Genomic DNA, 23,806 nt, shown 5'->3' on the forward strand with positions numbered 1-23,806 from the left:
TGTCATTGGAATTAAGACCAATAAATATTTTTATAAAGACGATTTATGCACATTACAATGGAATAATCAAATCAATCACAACAGGGATAACTAATGCCGTTTCAGAAGGACTAAACAGCGTGATGCAATTAGCCAGATCTAGGGCAAGAGGCTATCGAAATTCGGAAAACTTCATTGCTATGATATATTATCTTGGAAACGTATAAAAGATGTACCCACTAGTTTAGGCGAAGAGCCAAAAAATAAAAGATGAAAAAATTAATATACTTAAGCACACTAATAGTATTTGGATTGACAATGAATGCACAGAAAATAGTGCCCTTAGAAAACAAATATGGTTATAAAATTATCAATAGAAATGAAGAAATATATTTTAAGGATGTTAATAATATTTTAGGAAAATTTGTGGGTACTTGGAAAGGTATCTATGGAAATAAAAAATATGAATTTAGGTTGTTAAAAACTACAAGGACTTTTGAAACAATGAAATATGATAGATTGTTAGTGCGTTATATCATAACAGATTTGAATGGTAGTGTCATAGAAAACACCACTTATTTTCCCGATTCCAGTCCTTATGTAATCAAGGGTCATGACTATCATGAAAATGGGTATTATTTAGTTTATGTTGCAAAAGGGGGCAATTGTGCACAGAGTGGTCAAATACTTCTTTATGTTGATGGTAACAATATGGATGTCCTTTTTCATCAAGATTCAGAATTTGTTGATTTAATGAAATGTCCTACTCCAATAAATGAGTATTTCCAACAGAATACAATTTATAAATTAATAAAGCAGTAAAATAAAAACTTTAACATTTACTATCTTAACAACCAATAGTTCATGCTTGTTACTAATTTAAAGATGAAAAAATTAATATACTTAAGCACAGTAATGGTACTTGGATTGACAATGAATGCACAGAAAATAGTGCCCTTAGAAAACAAATATGGTTATAAAATTATCAATAGAAATGAAGAAATTTATTTTAAGGATGTCAATAATATTTTGGGGAAATTTGTGGGTACTTGGAAAGGCAACAATGGAAATAAAAAATATGAATTTAGGGTGTTGAAAAATACGACGACTTTTGAAACAATGAAATTTGACAGGTTGTTAGTGCGCTATATCATAACAGATTTGAATGGTAGTGTCATAGACAATACCTCTTACTTTCCAGATTCCAGTCCATACATTATGAAAGGGCGTTATTATCATAATGATGGGTATTATTTAATTCATGTTGCAAAAGGGGGCAATTGTGCACAGAGTGGCCAAATCCTTCTTTATGTTGATGGCAACAATATGGATGTCCTTTTTCATGAAAATGCAGAATTTGTTGATTTAATGAAATGTCCTACTCCAATAAATGAGTATTTCCAACAGAATACAATTTATAAATTAATAAAGCAGTAATATAACCTTCATTAATTTTATCCAACAAAAAGTCTCTACTATATGGAAACTTTTTTAGTTTTCGAAAAAAGAATGTGTTTTTTTTTGGTTAAACCAAATAATACATGGTAATAGAGATAAAACAGGAATGCAATAGCTACTAAGAAAAAACCTATAAATTAAAAAATAGATAAAAATCATGTAAATAATTCTTGTATTATGAAAAAAATCATATTTATAATCTGTTCATTTTTTTTAGCTTGCTGTTCATCTATTAAAACTGAAGAAAAAATAATTCAAGATTTTGCCATACAAAGTAGCTTACTAAAGAATAATTCTAGAAATCCTACTTATTTAATCAGTGAAGCAGAATCAAGAACTAAATCATTAGAATACTATGAAATTGCTTACCTAGAAAGAAAAAACCCTGACGGTATAAGAAGAAAAATCGACTGTTCAAGAAATACGACTATTGAGCGGCCAATTGATTCTACCGAGATTAATACTTTAAAAAAGAAATACAAAAAAGACACAATTTCATATTATTGGAAAAAAAAGGATTTTAAAAAGCTCCAAATACCTATCATAAAAAATAATGAATTAAGAGTCAAAATGAAATCAGATGATTTTCCAACTGGAACTATTGCTTATATTTTTTCTAAACCAATAATAAGTTTGAATGGAAAATTTGCTCTTCTTTTTTATAGTGATATTGGATATTTCAGAAAAACAGATGGCGGAGATGGAAAAACAGTATTATTGGAAAAAGTGGAACAAAAATGGGTAATAAAGAATTCATTTTCAAAATCTTTTGACTAATATCTAACCTACTTCCAGAAAAAACCAGCAGATTTAAACATAAACGAATGTTTGTATTTGGCCACCATTATACCAAAACCAAAGAAATTTATGTGGCAATTTGACCAAGAAGGTCTTCAAAAAGCATACGCAACCAAGCAACAGATTTTCTTGAGAAATTTGATGTTTCGCAGAGGATTGTTAGTACCCGAAGATACAATTGGGCTCTCCCCTTCTATTTTACTTACAGGGCGAGCACATTCGTTTTTGAACATCAAAGTACAAGATACAACGGTTATTGATTCTATGGCTGTGAAGGAAGAGTTTGATTTTTGATTTAACTTATGAATTAAATACCTAACAGGTTAAAATAAACCTGTTAGGATAGCATCTCCTAACAGGTTTATTTTAACCTGTTAGGTATAAGTGATTTAGAGTGTTTTCAAATTTAACAAACCTAAACTACTTAAAATTCTTCAAGAAATCCTCCTTATAAGTCGGGGAAATTTCAATTTCGGTGGCGTCATTTAAAGTAATGATTCCACCTTTATTATACGATTTTACACAATTCAAATTAATGATATGGGATTTGTGAACTCGGATAAAAGGCAAAGGCAAGATTTCCGAGAAGTGCTTCAAGAATCGGCAAACCATTTTCTTACTTCCGTTATGAAGATACAAGTCGGTGAAATTTCCGTTCCCACGAAGACGAACGATTTCTTCCATTTTTACCACTTCAAAACCTTCCAATGTTGGTAAAATTACCTGTTGCTTTTCGGGTTTGGTTTCCTTAAAATTTTCAACGATTATCCTGTTTCTATTAAAAATTTCGTGATTCAGAATTTGATGATGCACTTTGTTTACCGCCACAATTAATTCTTCTATACTAATGGGTTTTAGCAAATAATACGCAGCACTTTGATTCAGAGCTTTCAAAGAATATTCCGAAAAGGCAGTTACAAAAATAGTCTCAAAATGTAAATCCTTGCAGGCTTCGAGCACATCAAAAGCATTTCCAAAAGGCATTTCAACATCCAGAAAAACCAATTGTGGCTTTAATTCATACAACAGTGGAACGGCTTCTTTTATATTTTGAGCTTCACCAATAACGGCAACCTGCGGACAATATTTGCTCAAATAATTTTTGAGTACTTCACGTGCTGCCAATTCATCTTCGATGATAACGCTTTTTATCTTTTGAAAACTCATGCTATTTTATCAATTAATGGAAAAACAATTTCGACTATGGTTCCTGTTTCAGGCAACGTTTTTTCGAAAATTTGAAAAGAAATGTTCTTTTTGTACAAATCATTTAGCAAATTAATTCGCTCTTTAGTATTGCTCATTCCTCGAGATTCATGGTTTTTTTGATTACTCGTTTTCAACTCTTGACTTTTGGTCATGCCAATACCATTATCTTCAATCCGAATCGCCACTTTCCCATTGGCCAACAGGACATTCAATTGCAATACTCCTTTGGCATCCAAATACCGCAGTCCGTGCCAAATAGCATTCTCCAAATGCGGTTGCATAATCATATTGGGAACCATCGTTCTTTCAGGATCCAATTCTGGGTCAACGCTGATTTTGAAATCAAATTTATCCTGAAAACGCAAATGTTCCAATTCCAAATATTTTTTCAATTGCTCCAATTCGTTGTCCAGAGTAATGAAATCCTTATTGGAATTCTCCATAGTATTTCGCATCAAATTCGAATATGAAGTCAGGTATTTATTGGCTTCCAATTCTTTGTTTTCGGATATAAATTGGTTCACACTATTGAGACTGTTGAAAATAAAATGCGGATTCATTTCACGCCTCAACGACTGCAAGGCGATTTCTTTGTTCTTGGTTTTTATCGAAAAAAGCACTTTTACAATCCATACAAACAACACTAAAAGCAAGGCTATCGAACCCAACAGAAAATAGTTAAACGTATTTTTCTTGGTGATCAGTTCGTCTTTCAAAGCTTTCTCTTTTTCCAATTGGCGGATTTTATCTTCACTTACCTGAAACGCTTTGGTATCCATCAAAGTCGTGTCGGATTGGACTAATTGGTCGAAATTTTGAATAAATTGGTCGTATAAAGCTAAACTTTCTTTGTTGTTTCCTTTTGCATTGTAATATTGAATTAAGGAATTTAAACTCTTTTTTGCCTCGGCAGAATTTCCTTTTTGCAATGCCAAAGCAAAGGCTTCCTTCAAAGCAGTGATGGCTTTATTGGGTTCTTCTTTTTGGAAATAAAGATCCGATAGCGATTGCAACTGTTTGATTTGAGTATTAAAATCTTGTTTGGTTTTGGCATCCGCCAATAGTTTTTCATTAATGCCAATCGCCTTGTCAAACTGATTGTCCGACGCATATACTTTGGCAATTTCATTGTTAATTTTGATGATTGTTGCTGGTTTTCCTTTCGCGAAAGCGAGGGCTTGATGGTAACTTTCTATGGCAACTTCCTTGTTTTTTTGTTGTAACGAATTCTCGGCTTTTTGAACATAGGCCTCCGAAACTTCCTCTTCTTTCTTTCCTTTTTTGAGCAATTCAATATTCGAATTCAGGTAGCCGACTTGAGTAACCGGACTCGCCACAGCACGCAAGCGATTGGCATCATTCGCATTAATTTGTTCAAGGCTTTTATCTTCTGCAATTGTCCCTGCTTTATCGTAATTTTTTATCGCCGATTCATAATCCTTTCGGGATTCCTGCACTTTGGCTAGACTTCTGGTAACACGTGTTTTGTCTTCTACAAGCTTTAATTTGGTATAACCCGTAATGGCTTTTTTAAAATACTCTTCGGCTTTGCCATTTTCTCCTTTACTGACAAATTCATTGGCCAATCGCTCATAATTTTTAGCAATTTGAACCTCATCATTTACTTCCAAAGATTTTTTTAAATCATTACTCACCCTACTCATCTTAGAAGCCGGCATCGATTTGCTTTTATACAACGAATCCTGAGCCATTATTCCAAAAGGAAGCAACAGTGTAAATAGGAAGATGAAATATATAGTTCGTAAACGCATTTTTTTAAAAGCTACTGAGTGATTAATAATAATTTAGAGCAGAAAGTTTAGGCTTTCTCATCAAGTTTAGTCCCGCTATCCGCTTCAATCTTGTAGGCTGAACCCCAGCCTACAAGGATTTTCACTGCTATCGGGGCTAAGAGACAAGTTTTTGTTTTTTTAAGTTACTAAGAATCTTAGACTCTCAGCAACTTAGTCCCGATATTTATCGGGATAGTAACTTTCCGATTAACAATGTAAAGTAAAGTATTTTAAACTCCTTTTACAACTCGTTTCACCAAGTCAAAAGGTCGTTTCACCAATTTTCCAAAAAACGAGCGTTTTTAGTTGATAAGTTTGGTCTGTAATCAACCCTTAAAAACTAGAAATTATGAAATCGACTCTATTTATCTCAGCACTATTGGCAACCTCAATGACTTTTGCAAGTTGCAATTCTTCGAATGCAAAACCAATTACGGATGACACAATTGAAAAACCAGAAGCGAAAACCAAAATTCAAGTCGCACTTTTATTAGACACTTCCAACAGTATGGACGGATTAATCGATCAAGCCAAATCGAGACTTTGGAACATTGTAAACACACTTACTACGCTTAAATATTCTGGTAAAACTCCCGATATCGAAATCGCTTTGTATGAATACGGCAATGATGGATTGGCTCAAGAATCCAACTACATCCGACAAATAACCCCACTCTCTAGTGATTTGGACTTGATTTCCGAAAAATTATTTGCCTTAAAAACCAACGGTGGAAACGAATATTGCGGTGCAGTAATCCAAGATGCAGCCAAAAAACTACAATGGGGAAAAGACAATAGCAATATGAAACTCATTTACATAGCAGGAAACGAAGCATTTAACCAAGGCGGAATAAACTACAAAGAAGCCATAAGCGAAGCGATGAAAAACAACATTTATGTAAACACTATTTTCTGCGGAAGCAGTCTAGAAGGCATTAACACCTTTTGGAAAGACGGCGCCGATTATGGAAAAGGAAAATACTTTAACATTGATTCCAATCTATCAGTACAATACGTATCAACGCCTTATGACGATCAAATATCCAAATGCAATGTAAAGATAAATACCACTTATATTGGCTACGGAACAAAAGGTTCTTCCAAAAAAATGAACCAGGAAACACAAGACAAGAATGCGCAAGGAGTTTCATCTGCCAATTATGCCGAACGCGCTGTAAGTAAATCCAAAGCGGTTTACAAAAACGAAAGTTGGGACTTGGTAGACCGTGTAAAAGAAGACCCAAAAGCCATTGCAAAAATTAAAAAAGAAGAACTCCCTACCGAACTTCAAAACAAATCGGAAGCCGAAGTAGCAGTGATTGTTACTCAAAAAAGCAAAGAAAGAGAAGCTATTCAGAAAGAAATTGGAGAATTGGGCAAAAAACGCCAGCAATATATAGATACCGAAGCCAAAAAAACAAAAACACAAGACGATTTGGGAAATGCAATTAACACTTCTATAGTAGCATTGGCAAAAGTCAAAGGCTATACGGTAGAGCAATAAAAAAGTTCCCCTTTCAAAATCATAACCCTTTCAGAGTTTTGAACTCTGACAGGGTTTTTAAGTTTAAGGAGCTGGATCCGGAATAACAGCCTGAATTGCGTCAATCTCTTTGAGAATATCTTCGGTCAGTGTTACTTTAATGGTGTCGATATTTTCTTTGAGTTGTTCCATTGTTGTAGCACCAATAATCGTACTGGTCAAAAAGGGCTGTTGCTCTACAAAAGCCAGAGCCAATTGCGTCAATGTCAATCCGTGTTTGTGCGCTACTTTTTGGTACAATTTTGTAGCCTCAGTACATTGTGCGCTGTTATATCTAGCGTATTGAGGAAACAAGCTCAATCGTGCATTGGGATGACTTTCGCCTGTTAAAAATTTACCAGATAATACTCCAAAAGCCATAGGTGAATAGGCCAATAAACCGACATTTTCGCGAAGACACACTTCGGCAGAAGCATTTTCAAAAAGGCGATTCAATAACGAATATGGATTTTGAATGGTTTTGATTCTGGGTAAATTATGGTATTTACTTTCTTCCAGAAAACGCATCATTCCCCAAGGATTTTCATTGGAAACTCCGATATGTTTGATTTTACCCGCTTTGACAAAACCATCCAAGGCTTCTAGAACAGCGTAAATATTGTCTTCCCAAGCATCGTCTTGCGCTTTAAAACCGCGTTGCCCGAAGAAATTCGTTTTACGCTCTGGCCAATGCAATTGATACAAGTCGATATAATCGGTTTGAAGACGCTGTAAACTATTGTCTAGCGCATATTGAATACTGGATGGCGAAAAATCTAATTTTTCGCGCATATAACCGAAAATTGGACTTGGACCCGCAATTTTGGAAGCCAAAACTACTTCTTCTCTTTTTCCTGTTTTTTTGAACCAAGAGCCAATAATTTTTTCGGTACTTCCGTAGGTTTCTTGCTTTCCAGGAATTGAATACATCTCGGCAGTGTCAAAAAAGTTAACGCCTTTCTCGAGTGCATAATCCATTTGGGTATGTCCCTCGGATTCGGTGTTTTGTTGACCAAAAGTCATGGTGCCAAGACATATTTTGCTGACTTTGATATCGGTATTCGGTAAAGTGGTGTATTTCATATATGTAATAGTGTATTTTTTTAGCTGTCATATATGTTATCGCCTTTTATTCTGGTGTTTGTTTGCAACAAACTTTTTATTAATGGCGATTTCATTTTTTTTGAGTGGCTAAGATTCTAAGAAACTGAGTTGCTTCGTTATTTTTGGAAACAAAGATAAAAATTAAATTGTGGTTATGCCTTTTAGACAAACCTCCTTTTTTGGAATTCCCTCAAGTTTTAGCTCGCGGTAATTCAAAGCAAAAAAATCACATTGTAAACTGGCAATTCTTTCTAATATGGTTATCCCAATCAAATTATCCATACTACACTTTTTTTTGTAAATTTGTAATACAATGGCATTTATTAAAACCATTTCAACACTTAAGCAAACTAATTATGAACCTACAAGTATTACACGACAGTGACGGAAATAATTCGGGGGTATATATTCCAGCTCAAGAATGGAATTTAATAAAAAAACAATATCCAGATATTGAGGAAGTAACAGCAGAACTACCAGCATGGCAAAAAGAAATTTTGTCCTCAAGAATAGAAGCAATTGCCCAAAATCCAGAAAAAGTCAAACCTATTAAAGGTCTTTTTGATACACTCGATAAAAAAGTCAAAAAATGATTGTTTTTGATTTTGAGTTACATTATTTTGAAGAAGTAGAAATGGATATTGATGATGCCAAGTTATGGTACTATACACAAAACCCAGATACTGATTTAGAAGAGCGATTTGCAAATGCAATAAAAGAAATTATTAAAAAAGTGCAAAAAAATCCTTTCATCTATTCCCCTATATTTGAAAACATTCGTATAGCACATCCCAAAGTCTTCCCTTATGGAGTTCATTTTTACATTGAAGAAGACATAAAAAGAATAACGATTGTTGCAATACTTCACAACAAACAAGACAGAAGCAAATTAAAAAAGAGGTAACTATTCAGCCTACTCCAAATTAGTATAGAAATAAAAAAAATAGACACAAATTTCACAAATTTGCACAGATTATTGTATTGTAAAATTGTTTTTCTGTGAAATTAAGCACAATTTTTATTTTGAATTTGTGTTAATTCGTGAAATTTGTGTCAAACTTTTGTTAGGCTGAATAGCTGCAAAAAGAGAATTTAAAACTCTTATTCATTCCAATAAAAAAGGTTCGGCGTTTTCACGCGAACCTTTTACTAATTTATAAGCAACTATTTTTTATTTCAAACTTTTAATTGGATCTTGAAGCGTATTGAAAACCCTAACTACAGTAATCACGTTATCGTTGAATTGATACAACAATTTGTAATTCCCAACTATCATCCTTCTGCAATCTATTCGATATTCATCAAATTGAAATTGTTCTGAAAACACAATATCTAAAGGTGCATTTACAATTTCGGCAAATGTGTCATTGGAAACGACACCTAAAATTTTACGTAAATCGCTCTTTGCACTTGTTGTCCAAGTAACCTTAAAGCTCATTTTTCCAAACTTCAATCTCTTTCAGTAAATCTTCATGAGGCGTAACTCTACCATATTTTAAATCTGTCAATCCCTCTTCAACTCTATCATTATATTCAGAAATAGTCAGGGGAAATCCTGAAGCATCGGATCCAACAATTTCATGGTCATATTTGTCTAATAAATCTGAAATTTGCTTCAATATAAAATCACTGGAATGCTCCATTTGCTCGATGATCTTATTTTTTAATTCTATTGTTGACATAATTCTTAATTTACAAACCCAAAGTTACAAAAAAAGGCTCAACGTTTTCACGCGAACCTTTTTTAAACTTAGAATCTAAGACTCTCAGTAACTTAGTATCTTCTTCTTAAAACTCATTCAACATTTTGGAAATTTCATCCAACTTTGGAGTTAGAATAATCTCGATCCTACGGTTTTTGGCTTTTCCATCTGACGTGGCGTTACTTGATAACGGTGAGTATTCGCTTCTTCCGGCTGCGGTAAGATTTTGTTTGTTTACTTTTTTGTTTTCTCCCAAAATAGTAACAATCGCAGTGGCTCTTTTGGTCGAAAGATCCCAATTGTCCGCAATTGGCCCAGAACCTTCGTACGGATCATTATCAGTATGACCTTCTATTAATACAGAGATATCAGGATTATCTCCCAATACTTTTCCAACTTCAACAACTGCTTTTTTACCTTCGGAACCTACAGCCCAACTACCGGAATTGAAAAGTAATTTGTTTTCCATAGAAACATATACTTTTCCGTTTTTTTGTTCTACGGTTAAGCCTTTGCCTTCAAAACCATTTAGCGCTTTAGAAAGTGTTTCTTTTAGTTTTTTCATACTGGCTTCTTTGGCAGCGATAAGGTCTTCTAGTTCTTTTAAACGTTGACTGCTTGCATTTAATTTTTCTTGTTCTAAGGCTAAGGCTTTTGCTTTTGCATCGAGTTGAGCCAATAATTCACGATTCTTTTTCATGTTGGCTTCCAATGATTCATTGCTGTTTTTTTCTAACGCAGCATAAGAATCTTGGAGCACTTTCATCTTGTCTTTGGCCGCGGCATAATCGGCTTGCACTTTGATCAAGTTGGCATTTACATCATCCAGATTGGTTTGCAAAGCAGCTTTCTCTGTTTCCAATTGTTTTTTGGAAGCTAAAAGTGCTGCATTCTCATCCGAAATGGATCTGTTTTCCTTTTTTAAATCGGCAAATTTGGTTTCGAGATCATTGTAGATTTTCTTGGAAACACAAGAGGTGGATAATGCGAGAATTAAAAGTCCGATAGAAATTTTTTTAATCATTTGGGTTTATTTTAGTTTTTATTTTCTTTTGAGAGTCTAAAAACCACCCCGCCCGTTGGGCACCCCTCCGAAGGAGGGGAATTTTAGCGACTTACCCTCCTCTGGGGGGGTACCTGGAAGGTGGGGTGGTTTTTTTATTATTGTAAATTTTACTGTTCTTAATTTAAAATCAAAAGTTCATGCAATACGCAATACCCTAGCCCCGATAGAAGGGAAAATCCTTTTTTTGGGCTATTTTTCTGAGCACAAAAAAAGATTGGAATGATAGCGGGATTAGCTTCTTAAACCTTTCATTATTTTTCATTTTGAAATTGATATTGACATTGCCATTGAAATTGTCCTACTCAATTTCGACCAAAACCGGGCAATGATCCGAATGCATGGCATCTGGAAGTATAACGGCTCTTTTGAGTTTATGTTTCAAGGAATCGCTCACTAAATTGTAATCGATACGCCAACCTTTGTTATTCCCGCGGGCTCCCGCACGATAACTCCACCATGAATACTGGTGTGGCTCTGAGTTGAAATGGCGAAAACTATCTACAAAACCGGATTTCATGAATTTATCCAGCCACGCTCTTTCTTCGGGTAAAAAGCCCGAAGTGTTTTTGTTTCGAATGGGATCATGGATATCAATCGCCTCGTGGCAAATGTTGTAATCGCCACAAATAATGAGGTTGGGAATGTCATTTTTGAGTTGGTCTATGTAGTTTTGAAAGTCATCCATAAACATAAACTTGTGACTTAAACGGTCCATGTTTGTTCCTGAAGGCAAGTAGAGACTCATCACAGAACAGTCGTCAAAATCGGCACGAAGATTTCTGCCCTCGAAATCCATGTGTTGAATTCCAGTCCCATACACCACATTGTTGGGTTTTGTTTTGGAAATAATGGCAACACCACTATAGCCTTTTTTGGTAGCCGGATAGTAATACTGGTACGGATATCCAGCAGCGGTAATGTCTGCAACTGGGATTTGTTCTTCGGTGGCTTTGATTTCTTGTAAACAGATAACATCGGGATTAGCCTGTTGCAACCAATCGATGAATCCTTTGGTGATGGCAGCACGAATTCCGTTTACATTATAAGAGATAATTTTCATTTGGTGTTTTTAAAATTGATTCAAAAAAGCTATTGTTCTTTTTTTTTATCAGGTTAGCACTTTTAAAATTTATGAAATATTTTTTTGTCGAATTCAAAAGTAACAAAATTCAGAAAGATTGATTCAAAATAAAACATAAAAAAATGGAGTATTTTGCTATCTTTGTGATTAGCTCAAAAATAAAATAATAAATGGGTTTAGTTACCGCAAAAGAAGTTGCAAAAGCAATAAATACGGACAAGTACGGGGTTTTCGGCACTTTTTCAGGTTGGTTGTTGATGAAAGTTTTAAAGATTTCAACCTTAAACCAAGTATACGACAGAAACAAACATTTGAAAGATGTACCGTTTTTGAATGCTATATTGGATGAATTTCAAATTAAATTTGAGATTCCAGAAGAAGATTTTAAACGTCTACCAAAAGACGGAGCCTATATTACAATTTCAAATCATCCATTAGGAGGTATTGATGGAATTTTATTATTGAAATTAATGTTGGAAAGAGAACCTAATTTCAAGATCATTGCCAATTTTTTATTGCATCGCATCGATCCGATGAAACCGTACATCATGCCTGTAAATCCTTTTGAAAACCACAAAGATGCCAAATCTAGTGTGGTTGGAATTAAGGAAACACTGCGCCATCTTAGAGACGGAAAACCATTAGGAATGTTTCCAGCGGGAGAAGTTTCTACCTATAAAGACGGTAAACTTGTTGTGGACAAAACCTGGGAAGAAGGTGCAATCAAAGTGATTCGAAAAGCACAGGTTCCAGTTGTTCCAATATATTTTCACGCCAAAAACAGTCGTTTGTTTTATTTTTTATCGAAAATAAATGGCACATTGAGAACCGCAAAACTGCCTTCGGAATTATTGACTCAGAAACATCGAATTATCAAAGTTCGGGTTGGAAAACCCATTTCGGTAAACGAACAAAACGAGCACAAAACAATCGAAGAATACTCTGAATTCTTGAGAAAGAAAACCTATATGCTGGCCAATCCGTTTGAGAAAGATAATAATTTCTTGAATACCGCAAATTTGAAACCTACCAAGAGTCCTAAAAAAATTGTTACTCCTGCCAATACTGAGAAAATGATTGACGAAGTGGAGGCTTTGAGAGATACTGATTGCAGATTGTTGCAAAGTAAAAATTATGAAGTATTTTTTGCTGAGGCAAAAAATATTCCTAATATTCTTCATGAAATTGGTCGATTGAGAGAAATTACTTTTAGAGAAGTAGGGGAAGGAACTAATGAATCTATAGATTTAGACAAATACGACAAATATTACCGCCACTTGTTTTTATGGGATGATGAAGCCAAAAAAATAGCCGGCGCCTATCGAATGGGCTTAGGAGCTGAAATTTACCCGAAATACGGAATGGACGGTTTTTACCTAAATGGTCTTTTCCGTTTTGAACCTGAATTACATGATATGATGCACAAATCCATCGAGATGGGTAGAGCTTTCATCATCAAAGATTACCAACAAAGACCAATGCCTTTGTTCTTATTATGGAGGGGAATTATTCACACAACACTTCATTATCCAGAACATAAATTTTTATTAGGCGGTGTCAGTATTAGCAATCAATTTTCTGATTTTTCAAAATCATTGATGATTGAGTTTATGAAATCGCACTATTACGATCCTTATATTGCGCAGTATATTCATCCGAAAAAAGAGTTCAAAGTAAAACTAAAAGACGCCGACAAAGATTTTGTTTTTAATGAAACCGAAGCCGACTTAAACAAGTTTGATAAAATTATCGATGAATTAGAACCTGGTGTTTTACGATTGCCGGTTTTGATCAAAAAATACATCAAACAAAACGCTCGTTTGGTTGCTTTTAATGTAGATCCATTATTCAACAATGCTATTGACGGTCTTATTTACCTCAGAATTTCTGATATTCCAGAAAGCACCATGAAACCCGTTATGGAAGAATACCAAGCGGAATTGGAACGAAAGCTGAATGATAAGGAAGAGTAGATTTTAGATTTTAGATTTTAGATTTTAGATTTTAGATTTTAGATTTTAGATTTTAGATTTTAGATTTTAGATTTTAGATTTTAGGCATAAAAAAAATCCCTTTCGGGATTTTTTTATTTCCAAATGGATTCTTTTAAAATAGAATCATAAGTGTTGTTTTCTACAAAGTAGGTTATTCGAACAATTTGATAACAAATCAGAAAACAAGCCAGGACATAGGCTAGCTTTTTGTTGTATAGAATGCTGTTTAGGTATTCTTTTTTGGTAATTAATTCTGCAACTAAAACAAGTATTGTAACTACGCAAAAAAGCACCACAAACGGTCCTAAAATGTGATAATACATGCTTTTGTATAAATCCCCTTCATAGAAATACACCAATGATTTGGTAATTCCACAGCCTGGACAAGGAAAACCAGTAAGCATTTTGAATGGGCATAAAGATTGATCTGTTTCGAGATGATTATTCTGGTTGTGTAACATTAAAAAAAACGGAATTACAAGGGTTATGACAGCCCCTATAATTCCGAATATTTTACGATCTTGTTTCATTATATTATGAATACAATTTATTGATTTCACTTTGTACAATCATAGCAGCAACCATAGGAAAGATTAATCCTAAAATCAATAGAAGAACAGAATCATCTTTCATTGGCAAACCCATTCTTTTATAAACTGCAGGCAAACCGTCTTTCCCAACCAAATAAAAGAAATATGCATTAATAGGATAACAACAACCAGCAAAAATAGCAATTGGTTGTGAAATAACTTCTTTTTCAACTACAGCGTTTAATACTTCTGATGCTTTTATATTCCAATAGATTAAATACAATCCACAGGTTAAAAAACTTAATATTAGCACTACAATTGGATCAACTTTAAAAGTTGGTATTGGATTTACAGGTGTGTTCCAAGTTTCGGGTTTTGAATTCTCCATTGATTGATTATTTATTGTTGTTGATTCGAATTAAATTATACTTCCGTTGTTCCAATTTCATTTATTTCCTCAAAGTCATTTTTTGGATCTGGACCGTATTCATTAGTGCCTTGATCACCTTCTGTGCAAGCCAAAATCAAATTATATATTGGTATAATAATGTACCATCCACTTTTACCTATATCGTGCATTCTTCTAACGCCAACTGCAAAAGAAGGGATTAAAACTGCAAAACCATAAAATGTACCCAACAATGCTAACTTTGGCGATACAGCTAAAGGAAGTATATAATTCAAAGGAATACTTATAAGAGTAGTGGCCAAGGCAAACATCCAATATTCTTTTCTTCTAGCTCTACCAGAAAAATTTGCATAATTCTCAAAAACGACTTTTTTGTACCATTCAATCATAATTTAATTTTTAGTTGGTTAGTCCCTACTCTTTTTTGGATTTTCAGTAACTCCTTAATGAGGCTAATTTATAAATTTTAACATTATAAACAATTAAAATCTTACATAAATATTATTTTCCGTACAAAGCCTTTATTTTATCGACAATCACTTGCGCCAATCTTTCGTGACTTTCGTACGTCCAACCCGCAATGTGCGGAGTCAATATCACTTTTCGCCCATCCAACAAATATTGAAAAGCTTCGGGGGTATTTTTGTCTTGAAATAAGGTTTCGAAAGATAATTTCTCATACTCCAATACATCCAAACCTGCCCCAAGTACTTTACCCGATTGCATTGCTCCAACCAAATCTGCCGTAATGATGTTCTTTCCTCTTGAGGTGTTAATAATCCAAATGTCTTTTGCAAAAGCATTTATAAAATTTGAGTTTACCATTTTGTCCGTCTCGGGTGTCCATGGAATGTGTAAACTCAACACATCTGTTCTTTGTTGCAATTCTTGTAACGAAACTTGCTTTGCATTGGCATCACCAACATTTTCTTTGATATCGTAACACAATACTTCTATATCAAATCCACGGAGCTTTTTGGCAAAAGCCTTTCCCATATTTCCGTAACCAATGATTCCAACGGTTTTACCGTCGAGTTCGTACCCTCTGTTTTTTTCTCTGTTCCATTCGCCAGAACGTATTTCGCTATCGGCTATGTTTAATTTATTGAAGAGTGACAAGATCATACCCAAAGTGTGTTCTGCAACAGCATTACAATTTCCTTCGGGTGCGGCAATCAATGCAATATTCTTGGATGTGGCATAGTCACAATCGATACTTTCCAGACCTGCTCCTACTCTAGCAATAAATTGTAAATTGGCAGCTTTATCTAAAAATTGTTTATCAATTTTGAAACGGCTACGAATTACAATTCCTTGATAATCTTGTATTTTGGCTTCAATTTCTTGTTTAGAAGACGTAAAATCGGCGTGATTGATAAAACCGGCTTGTTCCAACTGTTCCCAAAGCAAAGGATGATTGCTGTCAATATGAAGGATTTTGATTTCCATATAAAAAAGTATTGCTAAATTTAGATTTTCAAAATTACTTAAAAAATTGTAACTATTAAGCCTAATTAAAAGTAGACACGAATTTCACTAATTAGCACGAATTATATTCAATTTTAAAAATTAATTTCACGAAAATTATCAGTTCTTGAAAATTTGTGTAATTATAAGGACTGTGTTTTCGTGTAAATTAGTGAAATTCGTGTCTTTTTCCTTTTTAATTTGACGTTAATTTAGAATAAGCTGAATAGTTACAAAAAATCATGGTTTATGGATTGAACTAAAAATAATTAAGTTACAATCCGTAAATTAGCCATTTCCAAATAAATCCAACTCAAAAATGAAATTAACCAAAACATTTAATGCATTCTTTCATAGTGAGAAATCTGGAGGAATTATCCTTTTACTCGTTACAATCGGATCTTTACTTTTGGCGAATTCTGCTTTTCAAACGCAATACATATCGTTTTGGAATACGGAATTGGGCCATCACACGATAACCGAATGGATTAACGATGGTTTAATGACCATTTTCTTTTTACTTATTGGTTTAGAACTAGAACGAGAAATGTATCAAGGTGAATTGGCCGATATTAAAAATGCAATATTACCTATTTTTGGAGCTTTGGGCGGCATGATTGTACCTGCTGGAATTTTTCTGGCATTGAACTACGGTACTATTACTCAAAATGGAGCAGGAATTCCTATGGCAACAGATATTGCCTTTGCAATTGGTGTTTTGTCACTTTTGGGCAAAAGAATACCCACTTCCTTAAAAGTATTTTTGACAGCCTTGGCCGTAATTGATGACTTAGGAGCCATATTGGTTATTGCCATTTTTTATACTCAAACCATTGCTTTTGATAATTTGTTTTATGCATTTGCAGTTATGGGATTCCTTTTTATTCTAAACCGTAGAAAGGTACACCACCTAGCTCCTTACTTAATTGGCGGCGCTTTTATGTGGTACTTTATGCTGAATTCGGGTGTACACGCCACCATTACTGGTGTTTTATTGGCATTTGTTATTCCGTTTGGAGATGGCGGAAAACAAACTGCTTCTTACCGATTACAGCATTTTTTGCACCAGCCTGTTGCTTTTATTATTCTTCCTTTGTTTGCCATTGCAAATACCTGCCTTCCGATAGAATCCGATTGGCATGAAGGATTGAGTCATGAAAATTCTATTGGAATCATTCTAGGACTAGTTGTTGGAAAACCACTTGGAATCTGGTTTTTCTCCTTTCTAGCGGTCACTTTAGGCATTTGTACTTTGCCAAAAGATTTAAAATGGAAAAACATTTTGGGAGCAGGAATGCTAGGTGGAATTGGATTTACCATGTCCATTTTTATAACATTATTGGCTTTTAAAAATGATGGTGAAGAAATCATTACGTATTCCAAAATTGCCATTTTAATAGCTTCATTTCTATCGGGAACAATTGGCTTTTTATGGCTGAAGTTCACTTTCAAAATACCCATAAAACAATTAAAGTCAAAAAAATAAGACAAAAAAAATAGTCTAGAAAAAGGTAAAAAAGAAATTTTATCCTTTTCTTTGCGCCTCATTTTGTACAAGTATTCACATTAAAAACTTGTAACAAACAAAACCATGAAAAAAATTTATTTTATACCCTTATTGTGTTTTGTATTTTTGTTTCAAAGCTGTTTTGAAGTCATTGAAGAAGTGAAAATGAAAGACGATGGTTCCGGACATTTCAATTTTGTAATTAATTTTAGTCAAAGCAAAACTAAAATCAATTCAGTGCTGAAGATGCAAAAAGTAAATGGCTATAAAATTCCTTCCAAAGACGAAATTAAAAAAGAAGCATCCAAACTAGAAGCACTTGCTCAAAATACTACTGGAATATCCAATGTAAAAACCAACATCGATTTAACAAATTATATTTTTGTGGTGGATTTGGACTTTCACAAGATTACGAATCTCAATGCCGTTTTTTTGAAACTAAAAAACAGTAAAAAAATTGATCCGAGTATCACAACAGACTATTTTACTTTTAATGACAAGAAATTTATTCGCAGTCAAAAAGTACCCATTAAAGCACTTTATGACAAATTGGAAAAAGCGGATAAGGAAGTTTTTGAAACCGCAAAATACACTTCTGTATATAAATTTGATTCGACTATAAAATCATTTTCGAATAAAAATGCTACTCCGTCCAAAAGCAAAAAAGCCATCAAAATAAACGGATCCGTCCTCAACGTGATTAACGGAAACGAGAAAATCGAAAACACCATTATACTCAACTAAAAATCAATGAAAAAAATTTTATTATTTCTTATTCTTTGCTCTTCAACAACCCTATTTGCTCAAGACCTAGCCAACAAAGTTCCAGAAAATGCTCCTTTTGCCTTGTGTTTTAATGGCAAAAACCTAAATGAAAAAGTATCCCTAAAAACAATTCAAGAATACCCGTGGATGCAGGCTCTATTAGAAAAAGAATTAAAATTTTTACCCAAAGATTTAAGCCAAACGGGTATTGATCTTACCAATAAACACTATCAATATTACATTAACAAAGATACGGTGATGAATTATGTGGTATTGATTCCGTTGAATAATTCGGCCTTATTCGAAAAATTAATACAAAATAAATACGTAGACAGTCTAAAAGTAAAAAAACAGGATAGTTATTCTAGTGTTTGTACTACCAAAAACCATCATTTGGCCTGGAATGATAAATTTGCCATTTTAGTTAATGCCAGTTATACAAAACCTTACACCAACAAGTACAACGACTCTGATCCCTATTCGGACTTAACTTATATGGACTCAACAGCGGTTATAGTAGATTCCGCTGCGGTTGCTTATGATTATGAAGCACCTGCATACGTTCAAGAAGTGGAAGCAAAACCAATTCCTGAAAAAAAGTCAAAATCCAAAAAAGGAAAAAAATCCAAAAAAGTAAAGGAAACACCAATAATTGAAGAGCCTACCGAGGAAGAAATTTATGCCGCTCAAGACAAAGCCAATGCAGAACTAGAAGAAACCAATAGAAAACTTCTGGAACTTGAAAACAAAAAAAATGACTCCATCGAAAGTTTGAAAATAGATCCTGTTGTAAACTTGATTTTCAAAGATGCTTTTGAAAACAAAACAGAGACTTCGACTTTAAATAGTTCCATTTTTAAAAACAACAATCCAAAATCTGACTTTTTTGTATTTGCAGATATTGATGCTTTGACCAACCAAGTGTATTCTTCTTTTCTGGGAGCCAATTCTTCTTTGGCTGGAATATACAAAAATGGTGTTTTAAACAGTACTTTCTATGCGAATGGGTATTTTGAAAAGGACAGAATTCGTTTAAGTCAAGCCATGACTCCTAAAAATGAGGAAACCAAAAAATCGTTTCAAGAAATGCTTAATTCCAAAATTGACAAAAATCTATTGAACTACGTTGGAAATAATGTTTTAGGTTATTATTCTATTGCGATGGACACCCAAGCCATTATGAATTATGAATATAAAATTTTGAAAACCACTTTGAATTCGGCTTATCAGTCATATACCAAAGATACTAGTGGTAACGAAGCCGATGTTTTGATAGATGCCATTGCACTATTGTTGGATGAAAAAGCCATAGCCGATTTGATTCCTGGAAACGCTCTTTTTGTATTGCATGACCTCAAAAAAGTAGAGCGTGAATTTGTAACGATAGACTACGATGAAAACTACGAACAAATTGAAACCAAAGGAACCAAAGAAGAAATTCAACCCGATTTCACCTTTATGATGAATACCCGAAATGAGTCTTTTGTCAACAAATTACTGCAACTCCCTTTGAACAAAAGTAAATTTACCGCTACCGATTATCAATTGACCAATGGGTATTATACCATTCATTTTGAAAAAGACAACATTCTTGAAAATTTATATATCGGAATGAAAAATGGAGTTGTAATGATCACTACTTCCAAAGTAAATGTAGAAAACCTCATCCAGCAAATGGTAATGCCATTGCAAGCCAATTTCAAAAAATCAATTTCAAAAAATAATACTGCGGCTTGGATTGATCTTCAAAAAATAATTTCGGCTTCTAAAACCGAATTTGACAAAGACACTAAAACCAACTACTTTGACATTGCACTAAAAAATGCAGGTGAAATTACTATGGAAACCAAATTCAAAAACGGAGCCATTACTACAGAAGCAACTTACACTATTAAGGGAGAACACACTAATAGCTTGCACTATTTCTTTGATGTAATCGATGAAATGTATAACGAAAGCAAAAAAGAGACAACGGTAACTGAGTAATTGATGAAGCCCGTAAAACATTATTTTTATAAAATTGCCATACTTCTTATCGCTTTAGGGAGTATGGCAATACTGTTTTGGTTTGGGTTTCATAAAAGATTTGACGCTCAATGTATTCCCCAAACTGCCGATGGAATCATTATGGCAGATGTAAAAAACATTCGAAATCATTTTATCATTTCCTTTCTGAAGAATCCAACAAAATGGCGAGAAATTGAAACAAAAAAGAGTTTTGACTTGACCGATTTCGGAATAGAAACACCTGATTATTTGGCTATTTTTCACCTCGAAAACCAACCCATTTCCCAATGGCATAGCGTTGCCCAATTAGAAAATGAAACCGAATTTGAAAAAGCAATACTCAAAAAGCATTTCCAAAAAAAAAAACTCAAAAACGGAATGCCTTCTTATTTCTCCAAATCATTGGGGATATACATTATAAAACATTCCAACCAAATTCTGATTTCCAAAGTTGATGAAACTCAAAAGTCAATCGCTGCAAAAACCGCCGAAGAATTGTTTTTGAAAAAACATTTTTTAGAAGGCAATTCAATTCAAAATACAATAGACACTCCCAATGCAATAACCGTTTGGATTAAGAAAAACACTTTTCTGGAAAAAGATGCAATGGTAAGTTTAAATTTTAAAGGTCAAGATATAATAGCTGAAGGACTGCTACAACTGAATTCGGAGTATAAAAAAACGACTTTATTTACTCAAAACCCAAATGCAGTATTGTCTTTGGGATTTGATTTTGAAATGATTCGGAGTCAAACCATATTCCAAGACCATTTAGTTCAAATCAACAAATTGGTAGGTTTTGACATGGATTCCATTATGGTTCATCATCCCAGCAAAACCGAATTGATTTTTAATGGAATGGTCGAAAAGAAACAATCGGCTATTAGTTTTGATTATGATGACGACTTTAATCCGGTAAAGAAAGTAGTTGTTCGTACCAGTCGAGAACCTTCCTTTTATTTTTCTATACAAACCAAGAACGCTCCAAAAATTTATACCTATCTGAAAACCAAAAACGCAATTGACAACCGACAGCTCTTTGTGAATTTCCCTTTGGCACCGACTCAAACTTCGGTAAAAAACAACACATTAGTATTTGAAGCCAATCTCCCAAAAGCCAGAAAATTAAACTCTTTACTATCCAAAATTGGTTATCTGCGAATAAATTTTAATAAACTTCAACCTCAAGATTGGCGTTTTATCATAGGTAGAAATAAAAATCTGGCACTTTTAAAATCATTCAAAACTTTTGAAATGGATTTAAATTTAGAAAAAAATACGGGTCATTTTAAAGCCCACTTGATGGCAAAATAAACTTTATGTTGTGCTATTTTTCCTAACTCTTACGTAAAAATACGCGTTATGACGTATTTTTTATCTCTAATATACCGATTTCTATATATTTGTCGTTTGTATGTAGTCAATATTATTTGACGATTTAAATTAGACACCACTTTTTATGGGAAACATTACACTAACCAGACGCGCATTATTTACTAAATTACTAAAAAAGTTATTGGTAAATGCCCAAGAAAAAGATCCCTTATTCGAGAAATACTCACGCAAAATATACAATGGCCGTCGTTATTCTTCCTTAACGAATCCCAAAAAAGAAGTGACTGGTAAATCGGGACCAGAGACGGAGCGTGTCACCAATGTTACAAGCGGACTCAAACCGTATACTGGACCATGGACTACGGCTGAAGCGTTGCATTTATTGAAAAGAACTGGTTTTGGATTCAAAAAAACGGATGTCGATACGCTTTTGGGGCTTTCGATGAATCAAGCAGTTGATTTAGTTTTGACCATAAATAATACACCGCCTGCCCCGCCAGTCAATCATTATAATAATGAAGAACCAGACGAAAACGGATTACCGTATGGAGCAGATTGGACTAATAATGCTTTTATTGGCGATAAAATAGGAAATGACACCAATGGCAATCGAACTTCGGGTTTAAGTTCTTGGTCTTTGGGTCTTGCTTTTAATCAAGACATTACTATTCGTGAAAAAATGGTGCTGTTTTGGTATCATTTTATTCCCATAGATTTTGAATTTGTAAAGCAATCTTCGAATGAGTTTAGCAATACCAATTCGGCTCGTATTTGCTACAAATACATGAAAATGTTTCGCGATAATGCTACTGGCAATTTCAAATCCTTAATTCGAAACATGGCCACGCAACCCGCGATGATGTTTTACTTAAACAATCAAGCCAATACCAAATCGGCACCCGATGAGAATTTTGCTCGTGAGGTGATGGAACTTTTTACGCTAGGCAAAGAAGACGGAAGCCAATATGGAGAACCCGACGTAATTCAGGCCGCCAAAGTGCTTACTGGTTGGAGAGTCCAAAACTTGAATACTACCAACGAAGCGACCAATTTTGTTGCCAATATACATGATACAAGTTCCAAACGTTTTTCGGCTTTCTTTAATAACACTGTAATTCCAAATACAGGTGCTGGAGAATTGGATTTGTTCTTTGACATGATCTTCTCCAAATCAAAAGTGGTTTCCGAATACATTTGTCGCCGTTTGTACCGATTCTTTGTGTATTATGATATTGATGCCAACATCGAAGCCAACGTAATTGTTCCTTTGGCACAACATTTTGTGACCAACAATTGGAATATCCTTCCTGTTTTGGACCGATTGTTCAAGAGTGAACACTTTTTTGACATGGCCAATCGTGGCGTATATATCAAATCGCCATTGGATGTAATTGTGGGAACTATGCGTACCTTCAACATGAATTACAATGTAGCCGATGCCACCAATTACGAAGCACAATACGATCTTTGGAACACCTTCAACTATGCTATGTACGACATGCAACAAGCTATGGGAGCGATTCCAAATGTAGCGGGTTGGCAAGCTTTTTACCAAAAACCAAGTTTCCATGAGTATTGGATCAATTCCAATTCGATTCAAAGACGTTATGGTCTTATCGAATATTTGTTTTATGGCTTTGATATCGAAAAAAATGGATATACGACACGAATGGAGGTTGATGTAATGGCTTTTGTCAAGCAGTTTCCAAATGCCATTTGCGAAGATCCAAACTTATTGATTAATGAATGCATCAAATATTTAGTACCAATTGATTTTAGTTTGTCTGCCAAAAATGCCATAAAAACACAAACACTGTTAACGGGTCAAGATGCCGATTATTATTGGTCTGGTGCTTGGCGTTTCTACATAAACGATCCTAGTGATATGAACCTACAGACGGTAAAAACCAGAGTACGAAGTTTGCTATTAACGATTGTTGAATTTGCCGAATATCAGTTGATGTAGGTGTTTTTAAAGATGCTAAGATTCTGAGTTACTAAGATGCTAAGAAACTTATAAACTCAAAATCTTAGAAAATCAGGAACTTAGGAACTTTGAAGTTTAGAAACTAAATAATA

The 23,806-nt window shown here is 34.1% G+C and carries 25 protein-coding genes; 14 read left to right on the top strand and 11 right to left on the bottom strand.

Features of this window, described 5'->3' with window-relative positions; all coding sequences use genetic code 11:
- The 5 genes from AC8GF4_RS07885 to AC8GF4_RS07905 all read left to right on the top strand — a co-directional run.
- Positions 1-206: transposase (locus tag AC8GF4_RS07885; protein ID WP_506593471.1), on the top strand; the 206-nt coding region annotated here is incomplete at its 5' end.
- Positions 207-249: 43 nt separating this feature from the next.
- Complete coding sequence (locus AC8GF4_RS07890) at positions 250-801, top strand: DUF6705 family protein (protein WP_506593705.1); 552 nt, start codon at positions 250-252, stop codon at positions 799-801.
- A 63-nt stretch (positions 802-864) separates the two neighbouring features.
- Complete coding sequence (locus AC8GF4_RS07895; protein WP_506593706.1) at positions 865-1,416, top strand: DUF6705 family protein; 552 nt, start codon at positions 865-867, stop codon at positions 1,414-1,416.
- A 198-nt stretch (positions 1,417-1,614) separates the two neighbouring features.
- Entirely contained in the window at positions 1,615-2,214 is a 600-nt protein-coding gene (locus AC8GF4_RS07900; RefSeq protein WP_506593708.1) for a hypothetical protein, read from the top strand.
- Between the two features lie 90 nt (positions 2,215-2,304).
- Complete coding sequence (locus AC8GF4_RS07905; protein WP_506593709.1) at positions 2,305-2,529, top strand: hypothetical protein; 225 nt, start codon at positions 2,305-2,307, stop codon at positions 2,527-2,529.
- A gap of 126 nt (positions 2,530-2,655) precedes the next feature.
- Here the strand turns inward: AC8GF4_RS07905 and AC8GF4_RS07910 are convergent, their stop codons facing one another.
- Together AC8GF4_RS07910 and AC8GF4_RS07915 are read right to left on the bottom strand one after the other, a co-directional pair.
- Positions 2,656-3,402, bottom strand: a complete 747-nt coding sequence (locus AC8GF4_RS07910; RefSeq protein ID WP_506593710.1) for a LytR/AlgR family response regulator transcription factor — start codon at positions 3,400-3,402, stop codon at positions 2,656-2,658.
- On the bottom strand, positions 3,399-5,216 hold the full coding sequence (locus AC8GF4_RS07915; RefSeq protein ID WP_506593711.1) for a tetratricopeptide repeat-containing sensor histidine kinase: 1,818 nt from the start codon (positions 5,214-5,216) through the stop codon (positions 3,399-3,401). Before AC8GF4_RS07915 ends, AC8GF4_RS07910 begins: the two co-directional genes overlap by 4 nt.
- A 370-nt stretch (positions 5,217-5,586) precedes the next feature.
- On the opposite strand from AC8GF4_RS07915, the gene AC8GF4_RS07920 reads away from it, so the two are divergent.
- The gene (locus AC8GF4_RS07920; RefSeq protein WP_506593713.1) at positions 5,587-6,741 is read left to right on the top strand and encodes a vWA domain-containing protein; all 1,155 of its coding nucleotides are present in this window, start codon (positions 5,587-5,589) and stop codon (positions 6,739-6,741) included.
- 63 nt (positions 6,742-6,804) lie between these two features.
- Here AC8GF4_RS07920 and AC8GF4_RS07925 read toward each other — a convergent pair whose 3' ends face one another.
- Positions 6,805-7,842: an aldo/keto reductase gene (locus tag AC8GF4_RS07925; protein WP_506593715.1), complete on the bottom strand. Its 1,038-nt coding sequence runs from the start codon at positions 7,840-7,842 to the stop codon at positions 6,805-6,807.
- 377 nt (positions 7,843-8,219) lie between these two features.
- On the opposite strand from AC8GF4_RS07925, the gene AC8GF4_RS07930 reads away from it, so the two are divergent.
- Both AC8GF4_RS07930 and AC8GF4_RS07935 read left to right on the top strand, forming a co-directional pair.
- Positions 8,220-8,456, top strand: a complete 237-nt coding sequence (locus AC8GF4_RS07930; RefSeq protein ID WP_506593717.1) for a hypothetical protein — start codon at positions 8,220-8,222, stop codon at positions 8,454-8,456.
- A complete protein-coding gene (locus AC8GF4_RS07935) occupies positions 8,453-8,767 on the top strand; it encodes a type II toxin-antitoxin system RelE/ParE family toxin (protein ID WP_506593718.1) in 315 nt (104 codons plus the stop codon). Before AC8GF4_RS07930 ends, AC8GF4_RS07935 begins: the two co-directional genes overlap by 4 nt.
- 267 nt (positions 8,768-9,034) lie before the next feature.
- On the opposite strand, the gene AC8GF4_RS07940 is transcribed toward AC8GF4_RS07935, so the two are convergent.
- The 4 genes from AC8GF4_RS07940 to AC8GF4_RS07955 all read right to left on the bottom strand — a co-directional run bounded on the left by AC8GF4_RS07940 (position 9,035) and on the right by AC8GF4_RS07955 (position 11,692).
- The gene (locus AC8GF4_RS07940) at positions 9,035-9,301 is read right to left on the bottom strand and encodes a type II toxin-antitoxin system RelE/ParE family toxin (RefSeq protein ID WP_506593719.1); all 267 of its coding nucleotides are present in this window, start codon (positions 9,299-9,301) and stop codon (positions 9,035-9,037) included.
- Positions 9,291-9,545: a hypothetical protein gene (locus AC8GF4_RS07945; protein ID WP_506593721.1), complete on the bottom strand. Its 255-nt coding sequence runs from the start codon at positions 9,543-9,545 to the stop codon at positions 9,291-9,293. The genes AC8GF4_RS07940 and AC8GF4_RS07945 overlap by 11 nt, the downstream gene beginning before the upstream one ends.
- Positions 9,546-9,651: 106 nt before the next feature.
- A complete protein-coding gene (locus tag AC8GF4_RS07950) occupies positions 9,652-10,590 on the bottom strand; it encodes an OmpA family protein (protein ID WP_506593722.1) in 939 nt (312 codons plus the stop codon).
- A gap of 340 nt (positions 10,591-10,930) precedes the next feature.
- A complete protein-coding gene (locus AC8GF4_RS07955; protein WP_506593723.1) occupies positions 10,931-11,692 on the bottom strand; it encodes an exodeoxyribonuclease III in 762 nt (253 codons plus the stop codon).
- 191 nt (positions 11,693-11,883) lie between these two features.
- Here AC8GF4_RS07955 and AC8GF4_RS07960 point away from each other — a divergent pair, with 191 nt between their 5' ends.
- Positions 11,884-13,686: a GNAT family N-acyltransferase gene (locus AC8GF4_RS07960; RefSeq protein ID WP_506593724.1), complete on the top strand. Its 1,803-nt coding sequence runs from the start codon at positions 11,884-11,886 to the stop codon at positions 13,684-13,686.
- A gap of 113 nt (positions 13,687-13,799) precedes the next feature.
- On the opposite strand, the gene AC8GF4_RS07965 is transcribed toward AC8GF4_RS07960, so the two are convergent.
- The 4 genes from AC8GF4_RS07965 to AC8GF4_RS07980 form a co-directional block, all read right to left on the bottom strand.
- Positions 13,800-14,237, bottom strand: coding sequence for a DUF2752 domain-containing protein (locus AC8GF4_RS07965; protein ID WP_506593725.1), 438 nt, complete (start codon positions 14,235-14,237; stop codon positions 13,800-13,802).
- Positions 14,238-14,241: 4 nt separating this feature from the next.
- Positions 14,242-14,625 (bottom strand): DUF4234 domain-containing protein, encoded by a 384-nt coding sequence (locus AC8GF4_RS07970; RefSeq protein ID WP_506593726.1) that lies wholly within the window; start codon positions 14,623-14,625, stop codon positions 14,242-14,244.
- Positions 14,626-14,660: 35 nt separating this feature from the next.
- On the bottom strand, positions 14,661-15,035 hold the full coding sequence (locus AC8GF4_RS07975) for a DUF805 domain-containing protein (RefSeq protein WP_506593727.1): 375 nt from the start codon (positions 15,033-15,035) through the stop codon (positions 14,661-14,663).
- A 112-nt stretch (positions 15,036-15,147) separates the two neighbouring features.
- The gene (locus tag AC8GF4_RS07980) at positions 15,148-16,095 is read right to left on the bottom strand and encodes a 2-hydroxyacid dehydrogenase (protein WP_506593729.1); all 948 of its coding nucleotides are present in this window, start codon (positions 16,093-16,095) and stop codon (positions 15,148-15,150) included.
- Between the two features lie 337 nt (positions 16,096-16,432).
- Here AC8GF4_RS07980 and nhaA point away from each other — a divergent pair, with 337 nt between their 5' ends.
- The 5 genes from nhaA (at position 16,433) to AC8GF4_RS08005 (ending at position 23,693) form a co-directional block, all read left to right on the top strand.
- The gene (gene nhaA / locus AC8GF4_RS07985; RefSeq protein WP_506593730.1) at positions 16,433-17,599 is read left to right on the top strand and encodes a Na+/H+ antiporter NhaA; all 1,167 of its coding nucleotides are present in this window, start codon (positions 16,433-16,435) and stop codon (positions 17,597-17,599) included.
- A 105-nt stretch (positions 17,600-17,704) separates the two neighbouring features.
- Entirely contained in the window at positions 17,705-18,364 is a 660-nt protein-coding gene (locus AC8GF4_RS07990) for a hypothetical protein (RefSeq protein WP_506593731.1), read from the top strand.
- 6 nt (positions 18,365-18,370) lie between these two features.
- Positions 18,371-20,371, top strand: a complete 2,001-nt coding sequence (locus tag AC8GF4_RS07995) for a hypothetical protein (protein WP_506593733.1) — start codon at positions 18,371-18,373, stop codon at positions 20,369-20,371.
- A 3-nt stretch (positions 20,372-20,374) separates the two neighbouring features.
- Positions 20,375-21,706 (top strand): hypothetical protein, encoded by a 1,332-nt coding sequence (locus AC8GF4_RS08000; protein WP_506593734.1) that lies wholly within the window; start codon positions 20,375-20,377, stop codon positions 21,704-21,706.
- Between the two features lie 145 nt (positions 21,707-21,851).
- Entirely contained in the window at positions 21,852-23,693 is a 1,842-nt protein-coding gene (locus AC8GF4_RS08005; RefSeq protein ID WP_506593735.1) for a DUF1800 domain-containing protein, read from the top strand.
- Positions 23,694-23,806 lie beyond the last annotated feature (113 nt).

The sequence above is a fragment of the Flavobacterium rarum (SeqCode) genome (assembly GCF_965234445.1).
In the GTDB taxonomy this organism is placed as follows: Bacteria; Bacteroidota; Bacteroidia; order Flavobacteriales; family Flavobacteriaceae; genus Flavobacterium; species Flavobacterium rarum.